The sequence below is a fragment of the Sphingopyxis sp. genome, assembly GCF_035998965.1.
Taxonomy (GTDB): Bacteria; Pseudomonadota; Alphaproteobacteria; order Sphingomonadales; family Sphingomonadaceae; genus Sphingopyxis.
In genome coordinates this window covers 132735-156487 of record NZ_DASYHE010000098.1, presented here as the reverse complement: position 1 = coordinate 156487, position 23753 = coordinate 132735, and the positions used below count along the sequence as shown (strand labels likewise).

The 23753-nt window shown below is 65.7% G+C and carries 29 protein-coding genes; 11 read left to right on the top strand and 18 right to left on the bottom strand.

What is annotated here, in order from left to right:
* Window positions 1-10: 10 nt before the first annotated feature.
* On the bottom strand, window positions 11-991 hold the full coding sequence (gene trbB, locus VGN68_RS19025) for a P-type conjugative transfer ATPase TrbB (protein WP_287408464.1): 981 nt from the start codon (window positions 989-991) through the stop codon (window positions 11-13).
* Window positions 992-1209: 218 nt separating this feature from the next.
* Here trbB and VGN68_RS19020 point away from each other — a divergent pair, with 218 nt between their 5' ends.
* The 4 genes from VGN68_RS19020 to VGN68_RS19005 all read left to right on the top strand — a co-directional run bounded on the left by VGN68_RS19020 (window position 1210) and on the right by VGN68_RS19005 (window position 3566).
* Window positions 1210-1728, top strand: coding sequence for a helix-turn-helix transcriptional regulator (locus VGN68_RS19020; protein WP_287408465.1), 519 nt, complete (start codon window positions 1210-1212; stop codon window positions 1726-1728).
* 79 nt (window positions 1729-1807) lie between these two features.
* The gene (locus VGN68_RS19015; protein ID WP_287408466.1) at window positions 1808-2116 is read left to right on the top strand and encodes a hypothetical protein; all 309 of its coding nucleotides are present in this window, start codon (window positions 1808-1810) and stop codon (window positions 2114-2116) included.
* 41 nt (window positions 2117-2157) lie between these two features.
* Complete coding sequence (locus VGN68_RS19010) at window positions 2158-2646, top strand: hypothetical protein (protein ID WP_287408468.1); 489 nt, start codon at window positions 2158-2160, stop codon at window positions 2644-2646.
* Window positions 2595-3566 (top strand): JAB domain-containing protein, encoded by a 972-nt coding sequence (locus VGN68_RS19005; RefSeq protein WP_287408470.1) that lies wholly within the window; start codon window positions 2595-2597, stop codon window positions 3564-3566. Before VGN68_RS19010 ends, VGN68_RS19005 begins: the two co-directional genes overlap by 52 nt.
* Here VGN68_RS19005 and VGN68_RS19000 read toward each other — a convergent pair.
* The 13 genes from VGN68_RS19000 to VGN68_RS18940 form a co-directional block, all read right to left on the bottom strand.
* A complete protein-coding gene (locus VGN68_RS19000; protein ID WP_287408472.1) occupies window positions 3542-3973 on the bottom strand; it encodes a CopG family transcriptional regulator in 432 nt (143 codons plus the stop codon). The two genes, VGN68_RS19005 and VGN68_RS19000, sit on opposite strands and share 25 nt — an antisense overlap.
* On the bottom strand, window positions 3970-5964 hold the full coding sequence (locus VGN68_RS18995; protein ID WP_327478958.1) for a conjugal transfer protein TraG: 1995 nt from the start codon (window positions 5962-5964) through the stop codon (window positions 3970-3972). The genes VGN68_RS19000 and VGN68_RS18995 overlap by 4 nt, the downstream gene beginning before the upstream one ends.
* Window positions 5965-5982: 18 nt before the next feature.
* The gene (locus tag VGN68_RS18990) at window positions 5983-7725 is read right to left on the bottom strand and encodes a relaxase/mobilization nuclease domain-containing protein (RefSeq protein ID WP_327478956.1); all 1743 of its coding nucleotides are present in this window, start codon (window positions 7723-7725) and stop codon (window positions 5983-5985) included.
* A gap of 222 nt (window positions 7726-7947) precedes the next feature.
* On the bottom strand, window positions 7948-8676 hold the full coding sequence (locus tag VGN68_RS18985) for a lytic transglycosylase domain-containing protein (protein ID WP_287408476.1): 729 nt from the start codon (window positions 8674-8676) through the stop codon (window positions 7948-7950).
* 3 nt (window positions 8677-8679) lie between these two features.
* Window positions 8680-9012 (bottom strand): DUF736 domain-containing protein, encoded by a 333-nt coding sequence (locus tag VGN68_RS18980; RefSeq protein WP_287408478.1) that lies wholly within the window; start codon window positions 9010-9012, stop codon window positions 8680-8682.
* Complete coding sequence (locus VGN68_RS18975) at window positions 9009-9599, bottom strand: S26 family signal peptidase (RefSeq protein ID WP_287408480.1); 591 nt, start codon at window positions 9597-9599, stop codon at window positions 9009-9011. Before VGN68_RS18975 ends, VGN68_RS18980 begins: the two co-directional genes overlap by 4 nt.
* A complete protein-coding gene (locus VGN68_RS18970) occupies window positions 9596-10102 on the bottom strand; it encodes a DUF2840 domain-containing protein (RefSeq protein ID WP_287408483.1) in 507 nt (168 codons plus the stop codon). Before VGN68_RS18970 ends, VGN68_RS18975 begins: the two co-directional genes overlap by 4 nt.
* Window positions 10103-10137: 35 nt before the next feature.
* Window positions 10138-10389, bottom strand: a complete 252-nt coding sequence (locus VGN68_RS18965; RefSeq protein WP_054727809.1) for a helix-turn-helix transcriptional regulator — start codon at window positions 10387-10389, stop codon at window positions 10138-10140.
* Between the two features lie 117 nt (window positions 10390-10506).
* Window positions 10507-11172, bottom strand: coding sequence for a DUF2285 domain-containing protein (locus VGN68_RS18960; RefSeq protein WP_287408489.1), 666 nt, complete (start codon window positions 11170-11172; stop codon window positions 10507-10509).
* Window positions 11078-11287, bottom strand: coding sequence for a transcriptional regulator domain-containing protein (locus VGN68_RS18955; RefSeq protein ID WP_077029190.1), 210 nt, complete (start codon window positions 11285-11287; stop codon window positions 11078-11080). The genes VGN68_RS18960 and VGN68_RS18955 overlap by 95 nt, the downstream gene beginning before the upstream one ends.
* Window positions 11288-11471: 184 nt before the next feature.
* Window positions 11472-11789 carry a DUF736 domain-containing protein gene (locus VGN68_RS18950; protein WP_287408618.1) on the bottom strand — a complete coding sequence of 106 codons (318 nt, stop codon included), beginning with the start codon at window positions 11787-11789 and terminating at the stop codon, window positions 11472-11474.
* A gap of 314 nt (window positions 11790-12103) precedes the next feature.
* Complete coding sequence (locus tag VGN68_RS18945; RefSeq protein ID WP_287408492.1) at window positions 12104-12640, bottom strand: hypothetical protein; 537 nt, start codon at window positions 12638-12640, stop codon at window positions 12104-12106.
* Between the two features lie 24 nt (window positions 12641-12664).
* Window positions 12665-12829, bottom strand: a complete 165-nt coding sequence (locus VGN68_RS18940; protein ID WP_287408494.1) for a hypothetical protein — start codon at window positions 12827-12829, stop codon at window positions 12665-12667.
* 251 nt (window positions 12830-13080) lie between these two features.
* Here VGN68_RS18940 and VGN68_RS18935 point away from each other — a divergent pair, with 251 nt between their 5' ends.
* Complete coding sequence (locus VGN68_RS18935; RefSeq protein WP_287408496.1) at window positions 13081-13299, top strand: hypothetical protein; 219 nt, start codon at window positions 13081-13083, stop codon at window positions 13297-13299.
* A gap of 53 nt (window positions 13300-13352) precedes the next feature.
* Here VGN68_RS18935 and VGN68_RS18930 read toward each other — a convergent pair whose 3' ends face one another.
* Window positions 13353-13679 carry a DUF736 domain-containing protein gene (locus tag VGN68_RS18930; protein WP_056350326.1) on the bottom strand — a complete coding sequence of 109 codons (327 nt, stop codon included), beginning with the start codon at window positions 13677-13679 and terminating at the stop codon, window positions 13353-13355.
* 465 nt (window positions 13680-14144) lie between these two features.
* Here VGN68_RS18930 and VGN68_RS18925 point away from each other — a divergent pair, with 465 nt between their 5' ends.
* From VGN68_RS18925 to VGN68_RS18900, 6 genes are all read left to right on the top strand, one after another.
* Window positions 14145-14876, top strand: a complete 732-nt coding sequence (locus VGN68_RS18925; protein ID WP_287408499.1) for an ImuA family protein — start codon at window positions 14145-14147, stop codon at window positions 14874-14876.
* Window positions 14797-16344 carry a DUF6504 family protein gene (locus VGN68_RS18920; RefSeq protein ID WP_287408501.1) on the top strand — a complete coding sequence of 516 codons (1548 nt, stop codon included), beginning with the start codon at window positions 14797-14799 and terminating at the stop codon, window positions 16342-16344. Before VGN68_RS18925 ends, VGN68_RS18920 begins: the two co-directional genes overlap by 80 nt.
* Before the next feature lie 64 nt (window positions 16345-16408).
* Window positions 16409-19729: an error-prone DNA polymerase gene (locus VGN68_RS18915; RefSeq protein ID WP_287408502.1), complete on the top strand. Its 3321-nt coding sequence runs from the start codon at window positions 16409-16411 to the stop codon at window positions 19727-19729.
* Window positions 19730-19842: 113 nt separating this feature from the next.
* Window positions 19843-20286, top strand: coding sequence for a glycine zipper 2TM domain-containing protein (locus tag VGN68_RS18910; protein WP_287408503.1), 444 nt, complete (start codon window positions 19843-19845; stop codon window positions 20284-20286).
* Window positions 20287-20552: 266 nt separating this feature from the next.
* Entirely contained in the window at window positions 20553-21677 is a 1125-nt protein-coding gene (locus VGN68_RS18905) for a GGDEF domain-containing protein (RefSeq protein WP_287408505.1), read from the top strand.
* 71 nt (window positions 21678-21748) lie between these two features.
* Window positions 21749-22243, top strand: a complete 495-nt coding sequence (locus VGN68_RS18900) for a hypothetical protein (protein ID WP_327478944.1) — start codon at window positions 21749-21751, stop codon at window positions 22241-22243.
* A gap of 28 nt (window positions 22244-22271) precedes the next feature.
* Here the strand turns inward: VGN68_RS18900 and VGN68_RS18895 are convergent, their stop codons facing one another.
* The 3 genes from VGN68_RS18895 to VGN68_RS18885 form a co-directional block, all read right to left on the bottom strand.
* Window positions 22272-22421 carry a hypothetical protein gene (locus tag VGN68_RS18895; protein ID WP_327478942.1) on the bottom strand — a complete coding sequence of 50 codons (150 nt, stop codon included), beginning with the start codon at window positions 22419-22421 and terminating at the stop codon, window positions 22272-22274.
* Window positions 22422-22596: 175 nt separating this feature from the next.
* Window positions 22597-23394: an alpha/beta hydrolase gene (locus VGN68_RS18890; protein ID WP_287408509.1), complete on the bottom strand. Its 798-nt coding sequence runs from the start codon at window positions 23392-23394 to the stop codon at window positions 22597-22599.
* A gap of 105 nt (window positions 23395-23499) precedes the next feature.
* Window positions 23500-23670, bottom strand: a complete 171-nt coding sequence (locus tag VGN68_RS18885; RefSeq protein WP_077029184.1) for a DUF1328 domain-containing protein — start codon at window positions 23668-23670, stop codon at window positions 23500-23502.
* Between the last annotated feature and the right edge of the window lie 83 nt (window positions 23671-23753).

Below are 23753 nucleotides of genomic sequence, written 5' to 3'. Positions count from 1 at the left end.
GCATGGATCATCATAATTCTCCTTCGGGCTTGATGAGCGGAGTGATGCAGAACTCGCCGGTCGCAGGGTCCAGACCATCGACACGGGTGAGCTCGGAAAGGCGGCGCCCGGTGCCGTCGCGTACCAGCACGGCGACAAGGTCGATCGTCTCGGCGAGCAGCGGGCGCGGGACCGTCACCACGGCCTCTTGAATAAGCTGCTCCATCCGGCGCAGCGCGCCGAGTGCGGTCCCCGCATGGATCGTGCCGATGCCGCCGGGGTGACCGGTGCCCCAGGCCTTCAGAAGCTCAAGCGCCTCTGCTCCGCGGACTTCGCCGATCGGGATGCGATCAGGCCGCAGGCGGAGCGAAGAGCGGACGAGGTCCGCGAGCGTCGCCACGCCGTCCTTCGTTCGCATCGCGACGAGATTGGGCGCGGCGCATTGAAGCTCGCGCGTATCTTCGATCAGCACGATACGATCTGAGGTCTTCGCAACTTCGGCTAGCAACGCGTTGGTGAGCGTGGTTTTTCCGGTGCCGGTACCGCCCGCCACCAGAATATTTTTACGCTCGGACACTGCACAGCGGAGAATCTCGGCCGAGAGGTCCGACATGATACCGGCGACCGCATAATCGTGAAGGCTGAACACCGCGACGGCGGGCTTCCGGATGGCGAAGGTCGGCGCTGCCACCACCGGCGGCAACAGTCCTTCGAAGCGCTCGCCGGTCTCCGGGAGTTCGGCAGAAACGCGCGGCGAGCCCGCGTGGACTGCAGCGCCGACATGATGCGCGACGAGGCGAATAATGCGTTCGCCATCGGCGGCGGCGAGAAGAATGCCGCTGTCGGCGATGCCGATGCCCAGCCGGTCCACCCAAAGCCGGCCATCGGGATTGAGCATGATCTCGATGACCGAAGGGTCGGCGAGCCATTCGGCGATGGCGCCGCCAAGCGCGGTCCGGAGCATGCGCGCGCCGCGTGACTGCGGCTCGTTGCCGGTCGGTGCTGCGCCCATCGGAGTCCCCGTTCATTGGTCCGGGCAACGGCGCCCGGCTCGACGGGGACGAGTAAGAGACGCAGAAAAGTGCCGACTTCAACAATGATTTACGTGCGTCAAACGATCGGAAAGAATGACTAGTGTTTGCCTATGCAGGCGGCGCTGCCTGAAGCCGTCTTACCGCGACTCGCCCCGATGAGGCTTGCGCGCGGCGGTATTTTGACAATTGTGTAAACATGAATGATTCGGGGTCGCACCCACCTGACGAAGAAGCTCGATGGAACCGCCTGACCGAGAAGCAGCGCGCGTGCCTCGACCTGCTCATCGAGCACAAGACCTCGAAAGAGATCGCCCGGCTTCTGGATATTTCGAAGCACACCGTCGATCAGCGGCTGAATCTGGCGCGCGACACACTCGGCGCGCAGGATCGGAACGAGTCCGCCTTCGTCTACCGGCAGATGAAGGAGAAATACGACCGAGTGACATACGACGCGGTGGAGGTTCCGGCGACGCGGGCATTGGTGCGATCCGAGTTTCCGGACGGCGGCTCGCCCAACCTCATGGAACTGCACGACAGTTCGGCGTTGCGGGGCGGGTCATCGGGAATTCGCCCGCCGTTCAGAGGTCTTTTCAAGCGCGATCATAATTCGGCAAACCGGCTTTGGATCTATCTCGCCGGACTTGCCGCTGCGGTCTGGATTGTCCTGGGTGGTCTCGGCGTTGCCCAAGCGCTGAACCAGCTGATCCAGAACTGACCTCTCTTCAAATCGGTCCAATTGGCTGAGGCTTTGCGGCTTCGGCGAAGGAGAACCTATGTCTCAGAATATTGCCGCAATGGCGGCCCGGCTGCATCGCGACGTTCCAAACGCCGAAGGAAGTATCGACGACGCCCTGATCGCCGTGGCTTCGCTCACGACCAGCGTCGTTATGGCACGGCGAGCGATCGGCGCGCCGGCGAAGACCGGCCAAGGAACGATCATGCGGTTGGTCGAGGCGCAGATGTCGCTCGTCAAGGTCAGCGGCAGCATTCTTCGCGCGCACAATGAGCTGGCCGAGATCGGCAAGGAAACGGCCGGCTACGATTTGCGCGAATGCCCGTCCATTGCCCGCACGGAGGTCGTTCCGCTTTCGTCGGCTGCATGAAGCGAATTGACCGAGAGCGATCCGCATGAAAAGTCACGAGAATGCGCATAGCCATTTTCGCCACGATATTGCTGATCGCTCTCGTCTATGCGGCGTGGAAGGGTGGCGGCCCGGAGCGAGCGATGGTCGGGATAGCTGTTACCATCGTGGTCTGGGATCGCTTGTTGGTCGCTTCTGGGCTGGTCTCATATCATGCGCTCGATATTGGTTATCTCGCGCAAGACGCATTCGGCGCTCTCTCGACGCTTGCCCTGGCGATGGTCGCGTACCGCTTCTGGACGCTGCCCGCGGCGATCCTTCATACTTTGCCCCTGCTCGCCCACCTGAGCCGAGCCGTGGACCTCTCCATCAGTCCTGTCGTGTATCTGACGATGCAGGTCGCATCGTCCTGGCTGGTGCCACCCCTGCTAATCCTTGCAACTTGGCATCACCAGCGTCGCCTGAAGCAGTTCGGCAGCGATCCGTCCTGGCACATCTCGTGGAAATCGCAGCCCCGGGACGCGGCGCAGCAGTCGCCAACGCTCTCCTAGACGAATTCCAGTCGCTCGGTCGCCTGTGGGCGCAAGAGCCCGAGGCCATAGCAAGGATCGTCGGCAGCAATTCGCCAGTGGCGTCCCTCATTCTGCACGCCCGCGACGCCGCAATCGCGGCGGCGAGTTCCGACATCCGAGGAATTCGCATCGATCCGTTCGCAGCTGAGGTCAGACAGTATCTGATCTTGTCGATGGGCAGCCTTGCCGACGAGCGCTTCCGCATCCTCTTTCTGGATTCTTCACACCGCCTGATCGCCGACGAAGAGATGCAACGCGGGTCGATTTCCCAGATCAGCCTCTATCCGCGAACCATCTTTCGCCGTGCGCTCGAGGTGAACGCCGCCGCCATCATCCTCGTCCACAATCACCCGAGCGGCGATCCGAGCCCAAGCGCGGAAGATATCGAAGTGACCAGGCGCCTCGACCAGATTGGAAGATCGCTCGGCATCGAGGTGCTCGACCATATCATCGTCACCGCCGCCTACGCCCATCACCTCATCAGTCGCGATCCGACGGCCCCTCGGGAGGGGGCGGCACCTTTCACCCTGCGAAGCCCTGACAACCAGCAGACATCGGACGGCGAGGACCTGGCGCTCGCCAACGCACGGGCGACGATGCGGCGACGGCTGCTCCGCCAACAATTGCTCGGCGCGCCCGAGCTCTTCGGCGATCCAGCGTGGGAGATGCTGATCGATCTCTTCATCCACGAATGCGAGCGAAAGCCGATCTCGGTGACCTCGCTATGCGTTACACCCAGCATTCCCATGAGCAGCGCCATTCGGCTCTGTCAGAAGCTCTGCGACGCCAACCTCATCCGGCGTAAACCGGATCTCTATGATGGTCGCCGCGTCTTCATCGAGCTCAACCCCGACGTGTCCCACCGCCTCCGCGCCTATTTCCTCGCCGGGTCCGATTGAGCTCCGTCGCGGCTCAACTCTGCCGCCAGCTTGGCGCCGCCGTCCATCCGCTTGGCGAGCGCATCGACAAAGCCCTCCCACCGCCGCTTGCCGGTCGCCTGCGCTGCAACGAGCGCGTCGTCCGGGAGCGGAGCCGTGCTGGTCAGCCAATGCCGCACAAAGAGCGCCAGCGTCTCGTTGGTGAGGTCGGTATGCCATTCGAGGCGTTCGAGGAGGCGGACCAAGCGGTCGAGGCGGCGGATCAGCAGCGCTTCGGCCCGGTCCTGATCCTGGGGTAGCAACAAGGCGGTAAGCGCGGCCTCCACGACCTCGGTCTTGGTGGTGCCGCGCTGCCGGGCCCGAACTTCCACGCTTCGCACCAGACCAGCGTCGAGGCGGAACGTCTGCTTGATATGAGCGCGGCTCACAGGTCGATCCCGTCACCGGGATCAAGCGAGGCATTGCGCGCCGCGCGCGATAGGCGGCGATCAGCAGCCGCCCGGGCGCGGGCTGCGTCGGCCTGCGCGTCGTCGTCCGCATAGTCGAACTCGCCCTGCACCGGGCGGCTTGGCGGTAAGACATCCTCATGCGGGGGAAGCTCGGGCTCCTGGCGGATCCCGCCGTTCGCCGCGTCGCTCCCGCTATCGGGCTCTTCCTTCGCCGCGGGCGCTGGTAAGGCAGGCCGCGCAGGCGCCGTCGCCCCTGCATTCGGGTCGTCCCAATCATTCGGCTTCATTGGACTGTCCTTTCGGTCCGGCGGCGCGATGATCCGCGCATGAAACCGCGCATCGAGAAAATAGCGCGCCTTCCTCGCCCGGATCGGCGCAAGACCCGCGACCATCACGATCTCGTCGTCGGGCGGGAGCTGCATCACCTCGCCGGGCGTGAGCAAGGCGCGGGCCGTCTCGGTACGCGATACCATCAGGTGACCCAGCCAAGGTGAAAGCCGGTGGCCGGCATAATTCTTCATCGCGCGCTGTTCTGTGGCGGTCCCGAGTGCGTCGGATATGCGCTTGGCGGTTCGCTCGTCGTTCGTCGCGAAACTGACGCGGACATGGCAATTGTCGAGGATCGCGTTGTTCTGGCCATAGGCCTTCTCGATCTGGTTGAGCGATTGGGCAATCAGGAAAGCCTTGATGCCGTACCCAGCCATGAAGGCGAGCGCGCTTTCGAAGAAATCGAGCCGCCCGAGCGCCGGGAATTCGTCGAGCATCAGCAACAGCCGGCGCGGCCGCGCCGCGGGGTTGAGTTCCTCGGTCAGGCGCCGCCCGATCTGGTTGAGAATGAGGCGGATCAGCGGCTTGGTTCGGCTGATGTCGCCCGGCGGCACGACGAGATAAAGCGAGACCGGAACATCATCCTCCATGAGGTCGGCGATCCGCCATTCGGACGATCCGGTGACAGCCGCGATGACCGGATCGCGGTAGAGGCCGAGAAAGGACATGGCGGTCGAGAGCACGCCCGACCGCTCATTCTCGCTCTTGTTCAGCAGTTCCTGCGCCGCTGCCGCGACCACCGGGTGGACCGATGTGCCGAGGTGCTTCGTCGTCTTCATGCGCCGCAGCGTCGTCTCGATCGGGCGGCGCGGGTCCGACAGGAAGGCGGCGACGCCCGCGAGCGTCTTGTCCTCCTCGGCATAAAGGACATGGAGGATTGCGCCTACAAGCAGCGCATGGCTCGTTTTCTCCCAGTGGTTTCTTTTCTCGAGGCTGCCCTCGGGATCGACGAGAACGTCGGCGACATTCTGCACGTCGCGCACCTCCCACTCGCCGCGGCGGACCTCGAAGAGCGGATTATAGGCGGCCGAGGCCTTGTTGGTGGGATCGAAGAGCAGCACGCGGCCGTGCTTCGCGCGGAAGCCCGCGGTAAGCTCCCAATTCTCGCCCTTGATGTCATGGACGATGCAACTGCCGGGCCATGTCAGCAACGTCGGGATGACGAGGCCGACGCCCTTCCCCGACCGCGTCGGCGCGAAACAGAGCAGATGCTCGGCGCCATCGTGGCGCAGATAGCGTTTGCCGAGCCGCCCGATGATCACCCCGTCCTCGCCGAGCATGCCGGCGGCGCGAACCTCGCGTTCGCTCGCCCAGCGGGCCGACCCATAGGTCTCGGCGCGGCGCCTTTCGCGGGCGCGCCAGATCGACATGAAGATCGCGACGATGATTGACAGGAAGCCGCCCGAGGCGGCGATCGCCGCCCCGCGATAGAAGACCGGCGGCGCATAGGCATCGAAGGCGAACCACCACCAGAAGAAGGCCGGCGGGGGATAGACGGGATAGCCCGATAGGCGGAACCAGGGATCGCCGAGCGCCGCCTGATAGCCAAGCTCCCATGCCGTCCACTGCGTCGCGGTCCATACCGCGCCGAGGACGATCAGGAAGATGACAGTGATTTGTCCCCAGAGGATGCGGTCGTTCATCGCTATTCTCCTGTTCGGTCAGATGCCGATCCCGCGGCCGCGGCCGAGCGACCAGTCGATGCCGCCGGTCGCTGTCGCGGTTCCGCTGATATGCTTGCCGAGGTGCGGCTCGAGCGCCGGTCGCCAGGGCACGAGCTGGAAGCCGAGCCCGTCGTCGATCATCGCGAAGCGTCCCGAGGCGAGCTGCACGCGCTCGCGGTAGATGCCGCTGACATGCTCGCCCGCCGCCGATGGTCGATGTTCGAGCCCGGTTCGCGCCGCGATCGCGTCCACCGCCGCGTCGATCTCGCTGCGGCGGAGCATCTCGATCCGCTCACGGGACGACTGGCGCTCCATGCCGCGCGGCGATAATTCCTCGCGCTCGAGAAAGGCGGTGCGCGCCTTCATCGCATCCCGGACCTCGCGGCCGAACCCTTGCGAGCGCATCGACCGGTCGGGCGCGGCAAGCTGCCGATCGAGCCAGGTCGCGCCGCGGGCCTCCACCTGCTCGCCGAGCGGGAGGTCCGAGCGAACCGCGAGCGAGATGTGGCGGGCGCCGTCGCGGCCGTCCCAGTGCCTCAGCTCGACGATTGCGCCAGGCTCTGCGTCGCCAGTCCACTCGAGGTCTGGAAAGCGGATATGGTGGGTTCGGCCATCCACCCCGTCGACGATCGCATAGGCGGAGCCCGCGAGTTCGTCGTCGAGCCCGCGTGCGACGAGGCGGCCGATGACTGCCCGTTCGCCCTGTTCGCCGATTGCCAGGGCCGAAGGATCGAATGCGATCCCGCGCGCCGACATCTCGCGGTGCATGGTCTTGATGATATCGCCGCGTTCCCCGATGGCGCGAAGCCGCTCCTCGGCCGCCGGATCGATGAGATATTGGGCGGGGCCGATGCGCGAGGCGAGCCCCCGCGCTTCGAGCTTCGCGACGCGCCCCAACAGGTGCCGGTTGGTTCCCGCCTCGCGCCCCGCGACCGGACGGAGGTCGACGATTTCATTCTCGCGCGATCGCCGCGCGAGCTCGGCATCGAGGCTGGTCCAGCGCTCGGCCTCGACTTCGCGGCGCAGGGCGGCATCGACCTGAAGCTCGCTCCGTGGCCCCAGTTCGAGAGTCGCAAGTTCCGACGCACGGCCGCGCACACCCTCTGCCATATAGCCCCGGTCGACGACGAGATCATTGCCATCGGCAGCGACCCCGCGCACCAGCACATGGATGTGCGGATTGTCGGTATTCCAATGATCGACCGCGACCCAGTCGAGGCGCGTCTCGAGATCGACCTCGAGCTGGCGCATAAGGTCGCGCGTGTAGCCGCGCAGGTCGCCAAGCTCGGCCGCATCCTCGGGACTGACGATAAAGCGGAAGTGGTGACGATCGCCGCCGCAGCGCTCAGCGAAGGCTCCGCGATCGGCCTCATCGCCGGCGGCATCGAACATGGAGGCGTCGCGTCCGTCGCGGGTTACGCCGTCGCGTTCGAGATAGGCTATGTGACGTCCGAGTGGGGCGGCACGAAACCCCGCCCCGCGCTGACGGACGATCCGCGCCATCACGGTGACACGGCGCATCGCCGCGCCGCGCCGTATGACCGCAAGCGCCCGGCGGCCGCGCCCATGGCGGCCGGTCCCGCCGCGCGAAGGCCCGGCGCGCCGGAGCCGCGTGGCGCCGGAACGCGCGGCCGCACGCCGCACCTCCGCCGCGAGCCGCTTGCCGCGGCCAGCAGAACCCGCCCCCGCGTCTCTCCCCCGTCCCGGCCTGACCCGGAAATCATTGTCGTCACCGCTCATCGACTGCGTGCCAGACGGCAAGCCGTTGAAAGGAAGACGTATCCCGCATCAAATATGGCGCGGCGGACGATGTGCCATACGCAAAAGCCGAGACAAACCAACCACATACCGCCAGCGAGCTGGCCGGTCTTTTATCTTGCCATGCCCCCTTCCCCTTCCACACGAGCCAAAACCCCCGAGCCAACAGGTCCCGGCAAGCCATCGAAGGCGAGGCGCGATGCGTCATTGGTCGCGGCCGGAAAGCGGAACGAAGAGCGCCGCAGGCGCGCGAGGTGATGTACCTTCTGCTGCATTTGCGCTGCGCCCGGATTGCAGCGGAGGCGCACCGGGCAGCGCGGTCGCATCGTCGCCGGGGCGTTCGGCGAACAGCGAAGCGCTGCGCCAGGACGGTGCCGTCGGTGTCGGCGCGGGGGCGAGCGAAGCGACGCCCGATGCGCCGATCGCCGGAGCAATCGCGGCAACATAAGCGATGGTCTCGGCGGGAAGTCGGCGCCGTCCCGCCGCATAGGCGTCGGCGCGGCCGGGACCCGCATTATAGGCGGCGAGCATGAGCGAAACGTCGCCATATCGGTCCCACATCATGCGCAGATAGGCTGCACCCGCATGGATATTCGCGCGCGTATCGAACGGGTCCGGTCCCAGCCCATATCGCGCAGTCAACATGGCCCAGGTCGCGGGCATGATTTGCATCAATCCCATCGCCCCCGCGTGCGACATGGCGCGCGATCGGCCGCGGCTTTCGACGTGCATGACGCGCCATATCCATGCCTCGGGAATGGCGAACCGATGCGAAGCCTCGCTCACATGCGGTGCATAAGGATGAGCGGCAGGCGCGGCGGCAGCCTGCTCACGGGCTGCCGCCGGACCGGCAGGCAGCGCCGCGAGCGCCAGCAATGCGGCAGCGGCGATGCGCATGGCGCGGAAGCGCGCCGAGTGAGCCGAAGGCCGCATCACTCAGCCCTTCGCCTGCGGTGCCGGGCGCGACCACAGAAGATGATATTCATCCTCGTTTCGCGTGGAGCGAATGAGATTGGCGCGCAGCGGCGCGGGCAAGGCCGGGTCGTCGATCTGCAGCGCGATATAGGAACCGGCGCGCTCGCCGCTGCGGTCCCAGCCCGCTCCGATCTCGATTCCATCGTCGGCCTCGACGAGCAGCACCCGCCAGCCTGGCGCGTTTTCCGCGTCGGACGGCGCAGCCGGAACGATCGCGATCATCGCGTCGAGCAGGAGGGTCCGGATCGATCCCGCATAGCCATCGCCTGCGGTCTGAAAGCTTCCGATCATCATGATGTCTGTTCCTCGTCCGGCAAGTTGGTGGAATGCCGCGCGCCGTTCCGGCGCCAGCGAAGCGGCGCGCCGGAGGCGTCGCGGGTGAGAATGGAATGCGCGGTGCCGATGACGGCGGATGCCGGGAGCGGCCCGAAATATCGGCCGTCGAGGCTATCGGGAGACAGGCCGAGGACGAAGAGCTCGCCGCGCCCCAGCCGGCGGCAGCCGAGCCACAGCGGCAGCGTCCGTCCCATGCGGTCGGCAGATCGCGCGCGCGCCGCAGGCGCGCCGTCGATCGTGACGAAGACACCGCTCCGGCAGACGAGCGCGCCGCTCGTTGCGGCAACCCGTTTCAGAAGCGGCGCGCCGCGCGGCAGGTAGCCGCGCTTCGAAAGCCAGGCGGAGAGCGGCGCGGGCGGCGCAATGGCGACGAGGTCGCCGCGCGCAGGCTTGGCGCCGACGTCGATGGCGTAGAGCCCGACAGGCACGCTCGCGCTCGCGTTCCAGATGAGCCGCGGCTGCGGCGCGAGGATCGCGGCGGCCCCGAACAGCCCGCAAAAGAGCGCGCCGCAGGCCGCGGTGGTGCGGAGCCACCGCCGGTTCATGGCCGGGCCTCGCCGCGGCGCAGCCACGCGGCATGGCGTTCAGCCGAGTAGGAGCGGAACGGCAGCGCGGCGGCGAGCCGCTGCCCGATATGGCGCCAGTGATCGGGCGACACGTCGCACGCATCGACGCCCGAGGCCTCGATCATGTCGATCTCGCGGCATACCGCCCGGATCAGTTCGAGGTCGTAAAGGCTGAGAAGAACTTCCCCTCCCGGGTGAACACCCGGATGGGTACCAAAGGGCGCACCGGGTGCTACCGTCCTTATGATGGCAAGGCTCCAGAACACACGTCCGAGATCGTTCACGGTGCAGCCGAGCAGCCCGAAGCTCGCCCCCGGACGGAAAGATGCAATGCGCTTGTGCGGACCGCCGGACCGCTCGGCCGCAACCCGCCCGAAGCGAAGCTGCTGTTCGAGACGGCCCTCGATCCAGGTCATCTCGACGTCGGTGAGGCCGCTTGCAGGGAGCCGAACGCCGACAGGCGGAGGGGCGGTCGCCGGCATGGGAGACGGCAAAGCCGATGCCATTCGCGGGCGCATCAGCGGCGACCCGGGCGCAGCGGCGAGATGTCGCCAACGCCGGGATCCGACGTCGATGTCTTGCGTCCGATCGCCGCCCAGGCGTCGAGGTCGGCGATTGCATAGACGACCCGGCCGCCCAGCTTGTGATAGCGCGGCCCGGTCCCGTAGCAGCGATGCTTCTCGAGCGTCGCCGCCGAGAGGCTCAAGTGGACGGCCGCCTCCGGCGTTCTCAGATAGCGGGCGACAACGGGCGTGGGACGATCGGACAATGGGGCCTCCTGCCAAGGACCGGAACCCAGATCAGGGTTCAGGAACGAGGAGGCGTTCTTGGAAAATCAGGCGGAGAATTCGGAACGGACAAAGTGATGGGCGTCGGAATGTCCCGATCAGTCTGCGCCGAGCAGCGCGCTGAATCCGCCGTCGCGCATGGCAACGGCGGCGCGTTGCCAGCGCGCGATGCGGCGGCGTTCGCTCGATGCGTCCCATTCGGCGGCGGAATAGCCGCGCGTCTCGGCGAGCAGCAGCGCCGCCGCCATGTCGCGGGCCGATGCGCCCTCGGCCATGGCGTCGAGAAGGCGAAGCCATTGCACCAGGCGCCAGTGCTCGGTCGCACCCGGAACGCTGTCGGGCGCGGGACGAGCGCCACCCGTATCGAGGAGTTCACGGTGCAGCGCCATGATCAGCGAGGCACGGAGGCCGGCCTGCGCATCGGCGGGCGTGAGGTACGCCAGCCGCTCGTTCGCGCAGCAGCGCCGGATCAGCAGACGATAGTGCCGTCCCCCGGCGAGCAGGACGACATGCCAGTCGCGGTACGAGAGCAACTCGGCGGCAATCTCGGGCCCGTCGACGATCTCGGCGAGGCGCAGCGCGGCAAAGCCCTTGGGCGCCGGCCGCGCGATCGTGACGAAGGCGCAGGTCTGCGGCCGCCACAGGGCGGGTGCGGCCGCGGCCGGAAGATCAGGATCGAAGGCGAAAGACCAACCCCCAGCGGCTGGCGAGCCGCCGAAAGAGCCGCGTGCGGTCGGCGCCCGGCGCCGCCGCGGCGGCGGCATAGGCGCCGCGATAAGCGGGGCTTCGCCGCAGGAATTCCTGCGCGAAGTCCGCGCGATCATATCGCTCGAATATTTTCGGAAAATATGGCGACTGCCATCCGACTGCCTGATCCATTTGCACCTCCGACCCGTTTGAGGAGAATAAACCGCCGCTTTCGGCCGGCTTTGGCCTGCCAACGGCGGCGTGGTTACCGGCGCATACATCATGGACTTAGCGCAAAAATATCCGAGCTACGCACGCTAAAGCCCTCAAATTGGATATAACATCGCCCGGCCGAGACCGGGCGATGGGTGCCGCATCAATTGTCGTTGCGGCGATTCTGGCGGCTCCAGACCAGGTCATATTCGCCCTCTTCGCCGGCGAAGAGCTGCGCGAAGATCGGGGCGATGAAGCTCGGGTCGTCGAGCTTGACCGAAAGATAGGAACGCTTGTCCTGGCTCGTCTTCGACCAAGCTGCGCCGACCTCGGCGTCGCCGACGAAGACGCGGTGGCTTGGGGCGTTGCCGCTGTGGTTCTGCTCGGGGGTGATGCGGACCGATCTGGCCTGCACCGAAAGCGTGACGATCTCGCCCTGATATTCACCCGAGACGAGTTTGAAGATGCCGATCTTGCTCATGACGATGTCCTTTGCTGCATGTCGGGCCGCACCAGCGCCGCCTCGATGCGCTTCGACCGCCGGCAAGGGAGCGCGCCGCAGCCGCCAGGCCCGAAGCGAAGCGGAGGACGGCGGGCAAAGAGTTTCTTGGCTCGCGAGGAACGGCGGAACGCCGGGGGAAGAAAGTCGCAGGCCCGCCGTTGCGGCCAGCGATCCAGCGTCAGCGGCTTGCCGGCAGATGGCGCAGATCGGAGGCCGGGCTGGTGCGGGATGCTGCGAGGCTTCGACGCGAATTCGGTAGTTGAGCGGACCCGGTTGATTCAAAGAGATCAGGCTCAAGCTCTGCCGGTCGCTCCGCCGCGCTTGCGCTTCCTATCGGCTGTGCCGAGCCCCCGCCAGGCTGCAACGGCTGCCGCGAGAGCGCCTGCCAATCCGAGCATCTCAAGCGTATATCCTCCGCCAATCGCGAGCCCGGCCAGCCCCTTCGCGGCCTGATAACCGGCAAAACCGGCGGGGCCGGCAAATACTGCCGCGACGATCGCGCGATAGAAGGGCGGCAGGACAGCGCAAAATGCCCGTCCGGCAACGAGAATGAAAGCCCCCACCAGCAATCCGGCCGCGATCGAGGCCGGATAGCCGAAGTCGCGGCCGATGAGGTAAATCGAAATGCCGATGCCGGCGTAAAGCGGAAGCGCCACCGCAGCCAGGCGAAACATCAGCACGGCGATATAGATGGCAGCCGCAGCGCCGAGGATGATGATAAAGGTCACGGGCGTCCTCCTGTCGGACGCGCTCTCCACCACCACCGCAGCGCAATCTGCCCGGCGGGCATAGCGAAATCGCCCCGAAGGTGAAACCGGAACCGGGTCCACCCTGGAGCGAAATCCCGCGCGATATCAGCGGTTGAACGGGTCATATTCGCAGACGATGCAAGTGGGATCGCCGTCGAACTCGTCGAGCGGCATGACTGAGTATCCAGCCGATGTTTCGATGAGGACGATGATGGTCATCATCGTGCGGGCAAGGTTCCAGCCAAGCGATTGGGCGGTAGAAAGCGACATATCGGGGCTCCTGCATCAGGAGCGGGACCATTCCCGCTCGACAGTCGCCCCGCCGGACGGGGACAGGCCGCAGTCACCGCGGCAAAGCCGCGGCCCAAGCTTGCGCAGGGACCCTGCAAGGGTTGACTGTAGGAGGCCGGGCCTCGGCCAAGGGAATAGCGGCAATCGAGAGCGGGACTGGTGCCGCGGCGGCGGAAGCCATGTCGGGCCCCTCCTCCCGGTTGCCGTTGAAATATGGCGATGGCTGCCCGATGACGAGGCGGACCGATGCTGCCGCCAAGCTTGCTTCGCGCTACTCGACTGGAAAGGCCGACCAGATGGATGACGATTTACGCCAAGCGCTCACGTCGCTCATCCGTATCCGCGACGAGGGCAATCTGGTCGACCGCGCCAGCGACGAAGGTGGCTATATGTCGCAGGAGCTCGAGGATATTCTCGACGCGATAGAGGCCGCGCTCGACAAAGCGTGATACGAACATGCAAATGCGGCCCCGCCCGGAGGCGGGGCCGCGATGCTGTCCGGTCAGTTGCCGGGGGCGTTCCAGATCAGCACCTTCTTCGAAGGGTCGTCGCCCGGCGCGTTCGCGACGTTGCAGAAGATCTCGCCGAGTTCGGGGGCGGAGAGCGACACCGAGATATATTCGGCGCCGGTCGAGCGTGCGGTCTTCACCCAGCCGCCGCCGAGTTCGAATCCGTTCCGCCGGCTGACGACACGAAAATCGGGCTCGCTTTCCTTCATCTTGCGGCCGTTCGGGACGATTGCGATCGGCACGGTGACCATCAGGGTCGCGAGCGTGCCTTCATAGCTGCCGTCGTCCTTGAGGGTCAGATTTCCGATGGTGGTACCCATGTTCAGTCTCCTTTGATGCTCGGGGACCATCCCCGATGGCGCCAGAAGGAGGGGCCGTGAGCCGCCGTCACCGAGCGCATGCGAGGGCGAACCCCCGCAGGGGGTTGACGGCATTAGGCGAGCCGAGCCCCGCAATCAGGCAGCCAATGAGGGAAAGGTCCCATGCAACGGGAGACAATGGGCCTCAGCGGAAATCATGACTCCGGACGCGAAAGCTGGGCCCGCGGCCGTCGCGCCTGCCCCGCTCCGCGCTCCGTTGCCGCATCCCGGCGCAAGGGTCCGAACCTTCAGTATGCGCCGCCGCCGGCTCGTACCTCCCTCCGGCCGGCGGCACCCCCGGCACCCTCGCTTTCCGGTCTTTCATCCACAGCGATGACACCGCTTCGCCGCAGCGCGCCTTGACGAACAGCGGGCAACAAGAACAAAGAAGGAACATAAGACCAGCTTACCGAGTTATCCGCACCTATGCTCCAGTCCGTCGTTCTTGAAGATATTCGCGCCAAAATTGCGCAAATCGAAGGCGTTGGCGCGCGTCATGACGTCATCCCGTTCGGTATCGAGGATTTCGACTCGCGAATTCCTGCGCGCGGAATCGCCACCGGCGCGCTTCACGAGCTCGCCGGCAGTCCCGAACTGGCGGACGATGCGAGCGCCACGATCTTCCTTGCCGGTATCCTCGCCAGGAGCGACGGCCCGGTTTTCTGGTGCCTGCGCTGGCGTGATCTCTTCGCCCCCGCGCTCCATCTTGCCGGGCTCCATCCCGACCGGCTGATTCATGTCGAAGCGGGCAGCGACACCAACGTCCTCCTCGCGATGGAGGAATGCCTCCGCCATCCGGGGCTCGCCGGGGTCGTCGGCGAGGTGAAGAAATATAGCACAACCGCTTCGAAGCGGCTGCAGCTCGCCGCCGAAGCCTCGGGAGTCCCCGCCTTCATCTTCCGCCGCGCCTGCAAGGCCGGCGAGCCTGCCGAAGGCAGCGCCGCTCTGACCCGCTGGCGCATCACCGCGAGCCCGACCGAGGATCTCGGCATCCCCGCGATCGGACGCGCGCGCTGGCGCGTCGCGCTCGAGCGCGCGCGGGGCGGAAATCCGCACAACTGGATCGTGGAGGGCTGCGATGCGACGGGTCGTATCGCTCTTCCTGCCGCACTGGTCGACCGACCGGCTGCGCAGGAAGATGCGCAAGCCGCAGCCTGACGGCAGCGCCCCGCCCCGCCCGCTCGTTACCGCGATTCCCGACCATGGCCGGCGTATCGTCGCGGCGACGTGCCGCGAGGCGCGGATACTTGGCATCCAGACAGGCATGACGATCACGAAAGCGCGGGCTTTCGCGCCCGAGCTCGATGTCGTCGACGCGGAACCCGAGGCCGATCTCGACGGGTTGCGGCGCCTCGCCCTTTGGGCAGGCGCACGCTATTCGCCGATTGTCGCGCCCGATCCACCCGACGGGCTCTGGCTCGACATCACGGGCTGCGCGGCCATCTTCAGCAGCGAGCGAGCCTTGCTCAAGGATCTTCATCGCCGCGTCGCGGCCTTCGGTCTCAGCCTGCAAATTGCGGTCGCGGATACGGCCGGCTGCGCGCATGCGGCTGCCCGCCATGTTCCCGCCGGACGGCCCGTCACGGTTGAACCCGGAGCGCACCGAAAGGCGATCGCGCTCCTGCCCGTCGCAGCGCTCCGCCTGCCGTCCGCCGATGTCGACGGCCTGCGCAAATTGGGTTTCGAGCGAATCGAACAGCTGATCGGGAGCCCCCGCGGTCCGCTCGCGAAACGGTTCGGGCGCGAATTGCATCGCCGCCTCGACCAGGCACTCGGCACGCTCCCGGAGCCCATCGAACCGCTTTTCCCCGAAGAGCTGCCGCAGGCGAGGCGCGGCTTCATGGAGCCGCTCGCGACGGCGGATGCTTTGGCGCAGGTGATCGGCGACCTTGCGCACGATATCGCAGGCCAACTCACCCGCGCCGGAACGGGTGCGCGGCGCCTCGACTGCTATTTCCACCGCGTCGATGGTCAGACGCAGGCCATCCGTATCGGAACCGCATCGCCGTCGCGCGATCCCCGGCATCTCGCGAAACTGCTCGCCGCGCGGATCGAGAGCGTCGATCCCGGTCTCGGGATCGAGGCGATGACTCTCGTCACCGCGCTCGCCGAGCGGCAGCAAGGGAGCCAGGCCGACGCGCTTGAAAATATCGGACGGCGCGGCCCCGATCTTCCCGCGCTCGTGGACACGCTCGCCAACCGGTTCGGGCAGCGCGCGCTCCGTCGCGCGGCGCCGCGACCGAGCGCGATGCCTGAGCGCTCGGTTGCTCCCCTGCCCGCGCTCGCGCCCGAGACGGGCGAGAGCTGGAGCGAATGGCCGCGGCCATCGCGCATGCTCGGGCGGCCCGAGCCGGTCGATGTCGTCGCCTTGCTTCCCGATGATGCCCCGCGCCTCTTCATCTGGCGCCGCAAGCGCTACCGCGTCACGCAGGGCGACGGACCCGAGCGACTGCAGGGCGAATGGTGGCGCGAGGGCGGGATTGAAGGCGAAACCCACCTCACCGTCCGCGACTATTATCAGGTCGAGACCGAGACGGGCGGCCGTTACTGGCTCTTCCGCCTCGGCGACGGGGTCAATCCGGCCACCGGCTCCATGCGCTGGTTTATTCACGGAGCATTCGCTTGAGAGTGCGGCCGGCATCAAATCGCATTCGCTTGAGAGTGCGGCCGCTCAATAGCGGCGCCTTAGCATGACCGATGAAGGACCGGCCTATGTCGAGCTGCAGGTCACGACGCATTTCAGCTTCCTGCGCGGCGCCTCCTCACCCGAGGAGCTCTTCACCGCCGCTGCAATGCTCGGCCTACCCGCGCTCGGCGTCGCCGACCGGCACAGCGTCGCCGGGATCGTGCGCGCGTGGGACGCCGAGAAGGTTACCGGGGTCCGCGCGCTCACCGGCACGCGCCTCGATCTTGCCGACGGCACCGCCCTTCTCGTCTATCCAACCGACAAGCTGGCCTATGGCCGGATGTGCCGGCTGCTCAGCATCGGCAAGGCGCGCGCCGGCAAGGGCTCCTGCCATCTCGACTGGCCCGATCTCGAGGACTGGACCGAAGGCCTGCTTGCAATCCTGCTTCCCGACCGCGCCGATGGCGCAGCCGAGGCGGCGATCGCTCGCGCAAGGCGCATCTTCGACGATCGCCTCTATCTCGCACTCACGATCCGGCGCCGCCCCGGCGATGCGATCAGGCTGCGTGATCTCGCAGCATTGGCCGCCAAAGCGAAAGTGCCGACGCTCGCAACCGGCGACGTCCTGTATCATATGCCCGACCGGCGCCTGCTGCAGGATGTCGTCACCTGCATCCGCGAGAAATGCACGATCGACGAGCTTGGCGATCGCCGTGAACGCTTCGCCGACCGCCACATCAAGACGGCGGCCGAGATGGAACGCCTGTTTCTCCGCTACCTCCAGGATAGTTCGCCGGTCGCGCGCACGGTCGATTTCGCGAAGCGTTGCACCTTCAGTCTCGAAGAGCTGCGCTATCAATATCCCGACGAGATCCAGGTTCCCGGACGCCCGCCGCAGGAGGAGCTAGAGCGACTGACATGGGAAAAGGCCCCACTCCGCTACCCCGAAGGCGTCAGCCCGGCGGTCCGTACCCAGCTCGAGCATGAACTCAGATTGATCGGCGAACTCGATTACGCGCCCTATTTCCTGACGGTGCACTCGATCGTCGCAGAAGCACGTCGCCGGGAGATCCTCTGTCAGGGCCGCGGCAGCGCGGCGAACAGCGCGGTCTGTTACGTCCTCGGTATCACCTCGATCGATCCGGTGCGGTCCGAACTCCTGTTCGAGCGTTTTGTCAGCGCCGAGCGCCGGGAGCCGCCCGATATCGATGTCGACTTCGAGCATGAGCGGCGCGAGGAAATTATCCAGTGGATTTACGAGACTTATGGCCGGACCCACAGCGCACTGACCGCGGTCATCACGCGTTACCGCTCGCGCGGCGCCGTCCGCGAAGTCGGCAAGGCGCTCGGGCTTAGCGAAGACATCACCGCGGGGCTCGCCAGCGCGGTCTGGGGCTATAGCCGCGAGGGCGTCGAGGAAAAGCATGCCGAAGCGCTGAACCTCGATCTCGGGGACAAGCGCCTCGCGCTGACGCTCGAGCTGGCGCGCACGCTCATCAACACGCCCCGCCACCTTTCGCAGCACCCGGGCGGGTTCGTGCTGACGCGCGACCGGCTCGACGAACTCGTGCCGATCGAACCCGCCGCGATGGAAGACCGGCAGGTCATCGAATGGGACAAGGACGACATCGACGCCCTGGGTTTCATGAAGGTCGACATCCTTGCATTGGGCATGCTGAGTTGCATGCGCCGTGCCTTCGAATTCCTGCAGGATCACAAGGGACTGAAGCACGATCTTTCCACCATTCCTGCGGAAGATCCTGCGACCTACGCGATGATCCGCAAGGCCGACACCCTCGGCGTCTTCCAGATCGAGAGCCGCGCGCAGATGGCCTCGATCCCGCTCATGGCGCCGCGCACCTTCTACGATCTCGTGATCCAGGTCGCGATCGTCCGCCCGGGTCCGATCCAAGGCGACATGGTCCACCCCTATCGCCGCCGCCGAAACGGACAGGAGGAGGTCACTTATCCGACGCCCGAGCTCAGGCGCGTGCTCGAGAAGACGCTAGGGGTCCCGCTCTTCCAGGAGCAGGCGATGCGCGTCGCGATCGAATGCGCCGGCTTCACGGCGAGCGAGGCCGATCTCCTCCGCCGCGCGATGGCGACCTTCAAACTCACCGGCGGCGTCAGCCATTTCCGCGACAAGCTGATCGATGGCATGGTCGGCCGCGGCTACGACCGCGAGTTTGCCGAAAAGACCTTCAAGCAGATCGAGGGCTTCGGCTCCTACGGATTTCCCGAGAGCCATGCCGCGAGTTTCGCGCTCATCGCCTATGCCTCGTCGTGGATGAAATGCCATCATCCCGACGCATTCTGCGCCGCGCTGCTCAACGCCCAGCCGATGGGCTTTTACGCGCCCGCGCAGATCGTCCGCGATGCCCGCAATCATGGCGTCGAGATCAGGCCTATCGATGTCAATCACAGCCGCTGGGACTGCACGCTCGAAGAGACTGCCAACGGCAAATATCATGCGGTGCGTCTGGGCCTGCGCATGGTCCGCGGCCTCGCCAACGAAGATGGCGCCGCGGTCGCCGCGGCCCGTGCCGACGAGCCCTATAGCAGCGCCGAGGAAATCCAGCGCCGCGCCGGGGTCGGGCGCGGCGCGCTTGACCGGATCGGCGATGCGGACGGCTTCACCTCGCTCGGAAGCTCGCGCCGGGAAGGGCTATGGGAAGTGAAGGGTTTGGGACCTGCCGCCCTTCCCCTCTTCCAGGCTGCCGACGAACGCGCCGGACGTCTCCAGCGCGAAGCGCTGGAACCAGCGACGCTGCTCGCGCCGATGGGCGAAGGCGCCGAGGTCGTCGAGGACTATAGAGCGTCCGGTCTGTCACTCAGGGCCCATCCCCTCGCCTTCCTGCGGGACGAGCTTCGCTCGCGAAAGATCATCACCTGCCGGGAGCTTCACGACATCAAGGACGGCCGCTGGGTCAACCTCGCCGGGGTCGTTCTCGTCCGTCAGAAGCCGGGCTCGGCAAAGGGCGTCATGTTCATCACCCTCGAAGACGAGACCGAGGTCGCGAACCTCGTCGTGTGGACCAATGTCTTCGAGAAATATCGCCGCGTCGTCCTCGGCGCGGCGATGATGGGTGTGCGCGGTCAGGTTCAGCGCGAGGGCGAGGTCATCCATATCGTCGCTCAAAGGCTCGACGACCTCTCCCCGCTGCTCGCGAGCGTCGGGCAACGCAAGGATATCGCCGATATCTACAGGGTCGGCCGCGCCGACGTCGTCAAGAGCCCCGTCGGCCCCGATCCGCGCGATCCGGAGACGAAGCCGCTCGGCCGCAATCCGCGCGACATCTATATTCCCGACCTCCGCCTCGGGTCCGGTATCATTCCCGGCCAACCCACCGAAGGCATTAAGATCAAACCTCGGGATTTCCGTTAGCTTTCAAATGGCAGGCGGCGGAACTCGACATGGCTTCAGGGGTCTAGATCATGAGGGGCCAGCGCATGCCCCGCCAAGGTCGGCCCGGCACGCAACAAAATGGAGTGATGCCGATGAACCGCCTGATGATCCTTCCTCTCGCCACCGCAACCGCCATGGTCGGGGCCTGCGCCTCGACCGGTAGCAGCTACGCCTATGACGATGGCGGCTATGGCTATTATGATCGCGCCTATTACGACCAATATGGCCGCTATGACTATGACCGCCCCGACCCGCGCTACAGCGGCTATTATGCGGAGAATTACTATCGCAACGACCGGAGGTATCGCGAACGCCGCCTCAACGACAACGACCGCATCTATCGCGGCCGCGACAATAAATATTACTGCCGCCGCAACGACGGGTCGACAGGACTGATCGTCGGCGGGATCGCCGGCGGCGTGCTCGGCAACGTCATCGCTGACGGCAGGTCGGAAACGCTGGGCACCGTGATCGGTGCCATCGGCGGCGCAGCCGTCGGGCGCGAAATCGATCGCAGCAATGTGCGCTGCCGATAATCGAAAAATAATCGACGGCCGTTGGAACGATCCTGCGGTCCGCGCGTATCTACTTTGCAAGCTCGGGTCTCAGGACCCGACTTCAGGAAAGCCCCGCAGCCTTGTGCAGCGGGGCTTTACCTTTTTGGGCTTCGAATGCGTCCCGCTTCCAACTTTGTTAACGCTCGGGGTTTAGGCTGAAGCGTGCGGGATTTCAGGAGGTTCGGCCGTCCGCGGGCGGAACCGGTCCTCCCGGTGGGCGGTAATTCTCGGCAAGGAGCTGAGCGATGTCGACCCCGGTCAAATATTCACCCGATACGATCGAGATCGAACTTATCCGAAGTCTCTACGATGGCCTGCTGCCCTCGCTCGTGATGTCGCTCGGCTTTCTCATATGCGGGGCGCTGATCATCGCACAGTCGGGCGAAATGCTAATCGCGGGACCCTATGCGATCGGCGTCCTCGCCTCGATCGCCCGGCTCCTCGTCGCCTCGCGCGACGCAGCCGCCGCGGATAATTCCGCGATCACACTCGGTGAGGCCCGCCGGCTCGAGCGCCGCTATGCGGCGAGCTATATCGTCTTTGCAGCCATGCTCGGCTTCTTCGCGGCGCGGGCGCTTGCCTTACCCGATCCAGCCATCGACAAGCTCGCGATCTGCCTCGTCATCGGCTATGCTGCCGGCGTCGCGGCCGGGACGAGCCTTCGCCCGCGCATCGCAATCGCTTCGCTCCTTCTCGCCGTCATGCCGCCGGTCGTCACGATGCTCGTTGCCGGAAAGCCACTCCACATCGCGACCGCGCTGATGACCGCCGCCTTCCTCGCGGGCGGTATCTTCAGCTTGCGCAAAAGACACGCCCGCGCCCTCGACGACATCGGCCGCCGGCTTACATTCGCCTCGCTCGCGCGAAGCGACGGGCTCACGGACCTGCCCAACCGGTTGGCGCTGCGCGAATGGTTCGACCTTAATGTGCGCGCCGCAAAGCTCCGCCCGATCGCCCTTCATTGCATCGACCTCAACGGCTTCAAACCTGTGAACGACAGCTTCGGCCATCCCGTCGGCGACGCGTTGCTCACCGCGGTCGCGAGACGAATTTCAGGGACCTTGCGCGAAGGCGACATTGCCGCGCGCCTTGGCGGCGACGAGTTCGTGATCGTGCAGCTTCAGATCGGCAATCCCGACGAGGCCTATATGCTCGCGGAACGCGTTGCAGCTTCGATCGCGCGTCCCTTTGCCGTCGGACGCCATGATATCCGCGTTTCGACGTCGATCGGTTATATCGTGTGCGACGACCTGTCGCGCGACCTCGAACAACTGATCAGCCTCGCCGACGAGGCGCTTTATACCGCAAAGCGAAGCGGCCGCAGCATCTGCCGATATCGGGACGCTGCAGCCGTGCAGGCTGCGGCTTAAAACCCGCGCGGTTGCGGCAACGTCCGTTCACGCCGCGCGTTGGTGATGAGAGGGGGGATCAAGGACGACTGATGCCCCGTATTCTTCTGCTGATGACCTCCGTTCTCGCGCTCGGCGCCGCGACACTCTCGCTCCAGTCCTGCGGCAGCGAACCGGTCGAGGCCGCGCCGCCGGATGCAGCGACGAGTGCGCTCGTCACGCTGCCCGACGGCTCGACCATGGCGGCGGCATCGGGATCGCTGACGCGCGAGATGGCCGATTGGCTTGCATCGCGCGAGGGCCAGAGCAGGACCTTCACCTTTCAAGGCTTCGAAGAAGACAGGCCCAAATTGACGAGCAGAGGTCTCGGCCGAGCCGCGGACCTCGCCACCGTCCTTCGCGCGGCTCCGGCCGCGACGATCGAAATAGCCGGCGAAGAAGCCCAGATCAGAATCCTCGCCACTTTGCTCGAGGATCGCGGCATTGCCTCCGAGCGCATGATGATCGTTCCTGCAGCGGGGATTGGTACGGCGATGCTGACGCTGCATCGCGGCTCTACGGCTCCTCTGCTGACGGCAAAATCATGACGTCTGACCGAGCGAAAACACGCCAAGCCTAGACGGTCAAGCCCTTGAACCACTGCGCATACGGCGTGTTGATGGCCATCCGCCGATTATAATCGGGGGCGCCATCGTCCCACCAGACCGGTCCGCGTTCGCCAAGCGCGCGCTTCGTACGATCGACCGCCGATCGGGCGTGTCGCAACGCGACAGCGTCCCTGTTTCGCAGCGCGTCCTTCACGCCCCGGCGTGCAGCCATAAGTTCGGAGACCAGCCGAATGCGTGTATCTTGCGTGAGCGACGGATCAGACATGCGCCACAGACGCCCGCGCACCACAAAGTAGCGACCGTCCGTGGTCACAGGGCCGTCCGGCTGTAGTTTAGACAAAGCTGCTTGCGGTCGCGGTGTTGGGCGCGCGCGCTGATCGTTCGATAAAGGCAAGCGCCGCTCCGGCGACTTCCTCCCATCCGTGCTCGTTGCAGATGTAGTGACTGCGACCGGCGAACGGCAGGAATTCGGTCACGCTGCCCGCATCGGTATAGGCATCGAAATTCTTCTCGGTGAGATGGGCGGGAATGATCTCGTCCTTCTCGCCGCCGACCAGCAGCAGCGGTGCGTGCGGCGCATCGACATCGATCCGTCCATCGGCGCCCATGCAATCGCGAAGGACATTGCGGCTGTCATGCGTCGCAGTACGATCGAACTCGCCCGCCGCCTCCTCTTCGGACAGCGTATTCGCGAAGGCACCGTGAAAGGTCTTCGCGTCCATGAGGACCGGCTCATTACCCTTGAGGGGATTGGCGATAATTGCACTATTCTTGATGAAGCCCCAGTCGAAGTCGATCATTGCATTCGGCGCGACCGAATTGATTGCAACGCCGGCGGAAATCAGGCCGCGACTGGCAAATATCTGGGTGATGAGCCCGCCGACCGAGTGTCCGATCATGACGGGGTGCTCCTTCCCGGCAACTTGCGCCTCGATAGAGGCGATGACCTCCGCGAGATGGAGATCGCCAAGACCCGCTGGTGGATTTTCGCGAAGGGAGCGCGGCTCGCCTTCATGAAGCGGCCAGGCGGGGGCCGCGCAATTATATCCGCGTGCCGAGAAATAACCGATCCAGTTCTCCCAGCTTTTCGGGTTTTGGAACATGCCGTGGACGAAGATAAGGTCGGTCATGAAACGTCCTTTCGGGGAAGTAGTCGTGTGCCGGCGACCGAGGGGTTTGTGATCGCCGGCACCCGTGAGGATGGCAAAATTGGAAACTTCGGCCATCCCGGAAACTCAGGGCAATGTGCGGCGTCCGCGCCCGAAGACGAAGGCGACGATGAAGAGGACGACGCCGATCACGAGCAAGATCTTGGCGAAGTCGGCCGAAAGGCCGGCAATGCCGCCGAAGCCGAGAAGCGCCGCGACGAGCGCGACGACGGCAAAGATGATAGCCCATCTGAACATGATAATTCTCCCGTCTGGACGCAGTCCGCCACTCGCCCGACCGCACTTGCGGGGGACGTTGAAAGCTGCGCCAATTCATCCGT

What these genes read in the sequence shown, in the direction of transcription:
- VGN68_RS19010 (WP_287408468.1), top strand. Translation starts at nt 2,158, where the DNA reads ATGCGCATAGCCATTTTCGCCACGATATTGCTGATCGCTCTCGTCTAT.
- VGN68_RS18920 (WP_287408501.1), top strand. Translation starts at nt 14,797, where the DNA reads ATGCGACGGGTCGTATCGCTCTTCCTGCCGCACTGGTCGACCGACCGG.
- VGN68_RS18885 (WP_077029184.1), bottom strand. Translation starts at nt 23,670, where the DNA reads ATGTTCAGATGGGCTATCATCTTTGCCGTCGTCGCGCTCGTCGCGGCG.
- VGN68_RS18960 (WP_287408489.1), bottom strand. Translation starts at nt 11,172, where the DNA reads ATGCCGCCGCCGCGGCGGCGCCGGGCGCCGACCGCACGCGGCTCTTTC.
- VGN68_RS18940 (WP_287408494.1), bottom strand. Translation starts at nt 12,829, where the DNA reads ATGTCGCTTTCTACCGCCCAATCGCTTGGCTGGAACCTTGCCCGCACG.
- VGN68_RS18975 (WP_287408480.1), bottom strand. Translation starts at nt 9,599, where the DNA reads ATGAACCGGCGGTGGCTCCGCACCACCGCGGCCTGCGGCGCGCTCTTT.
- VGN68_RS18980 (WP_287408478.1), bottom strand. Translation starts at nt 9,012, where the DNA reads ATGATGATCGGAAGCTTTCAGACCGCAGGCGATGGCTATGCGGGATCG.
- VGN68_RS18935 (WP_287408496.1), top strand. Translation starts at nt 13,081, where the DNA reads ATGACGAGGCGGACCGATGCTGCCGCCAAGCTTGCTTCGCGCTACTCG.
- VGN68_RS18910 (WP_287408503.1), top strand. Translation starts at nt 19,843, where the DNA reads ATGAACCGCCTGATGATCCTTCCTCTCGCCACCGCAACCGCCATGGTC.
- VGN68_RS18905 (WP_287408505.1), top strand. Translation starts at nt 20,553, where the DNA reads ATGTCGACCCCGGTCAAATATTCACCCGATACGATCGAGATCGAACTT.
- VGN68_RS18915 (WP_287408502.1), top strand. Translation starts at nt 16,409, where the DNA reads ATGACCGATGAAGGACCGGCCTATGTCGAGCTGCAGGTCACGACGCAT.
- VGN68_RS18890 (WP_287408509.1), bottom strand. Translation starts at nt 23,394, where the DNA reads ATGACCGACCTTATCTTCGTCCACGGCATGTTCCAAAACCCGAAAAGC.
- VGN68_RS18900 (WP_327478944.1), top strand. Translation starts at nt 21,749, where the DNA reads ATGCCCCGTATTCTTCTGCTGATGACCTCCGTTCTCGCGCTCGGCGCC.
- VGN68_RS19015 (WP_287408466.1), top strand. Translation starts at nt 1,808, where the DNA reads ATGGCGGCCCGGCTGCATCGCGACGTTCCAAACGCCGAAGGAAGTATC.
- VGN68_RS18995 (WP_327478958.1), bottom strand. Translation starts at nt 5,964, where the DNA reads ATGAACGACCGCATCCTCTGGGGACAAATCACTGTCATCTTCCTGATC.
- VGN68_RS18925 (WP_287408499.1), top strand. Translation starts at nt 14,145, where the DNA reads ATGCTCCAGTCCGTCGTTCTTGAAGATATTCGCGCCAAAATTGCGCAA.
- VGN68_RS18990 (WP_327478956.1), bottom strand. Translation starts at nt 7,725, where the DNA reads ATGAGCGGTGACGACAATGATTTCCGGGTCAGGCCGGGACGGGGGAGA.
- VGN68_RS18955 (WP_077029190.1), bottom strand. Translation starts at nt 11,287, where the DNA reads ATGGATCAGGCAGTCGGATGGCAGTCGCCATATTTTCCGAAAATATTC.
- VGN68_RS18930 (WP_056350326.1), bottom strand. Translation starts at nt 13,679, where the DNA reads ATGGGTACCACCATCGGAAATCTGACCCTCAAGGACGACGGCAGCTAT.
- VGN68_RS18970 (WP_287408483.1), bottom strand. Translation starts at nt 10,102, where the DNA reads ATGCCGGCGACCGCCCCTCCGCCTGTCGGCGTTCGGCTCCCTGCAAGC.
- VGN68_RS18985 (WP_287408476.1), bottom strand. Translation starts at nt 8,676, where the DNA reads ATGCGGCCTTCGGCTCACTCGGCGCGCTTCCGCGCCATGCGCATCGCC.
- trbB (WP_287408464.1), bottom strand. Translation starts at nt 991, where the DNA reads ATGGGCGCAGCACCGACCGGCAACGAGCCGCAGTCACGCGGCGCGCGC.
- VGN68_RS19020 (WP_287408465.1), top strand. Translation starts at nt 1,210, where the DNA reads ATGAATGATTCGGGGTCGCACCCACCTGACGAAGAAGCTCGATGGAAC.
- VGN68_RS18950 (WP_287408618.1), bottom strand. Translation starts at nt 11,789, where the DNA reads ATGAGCAAGATCGGCATCTTCAAACTCGTCTCGGGTGAATATCAGGGC.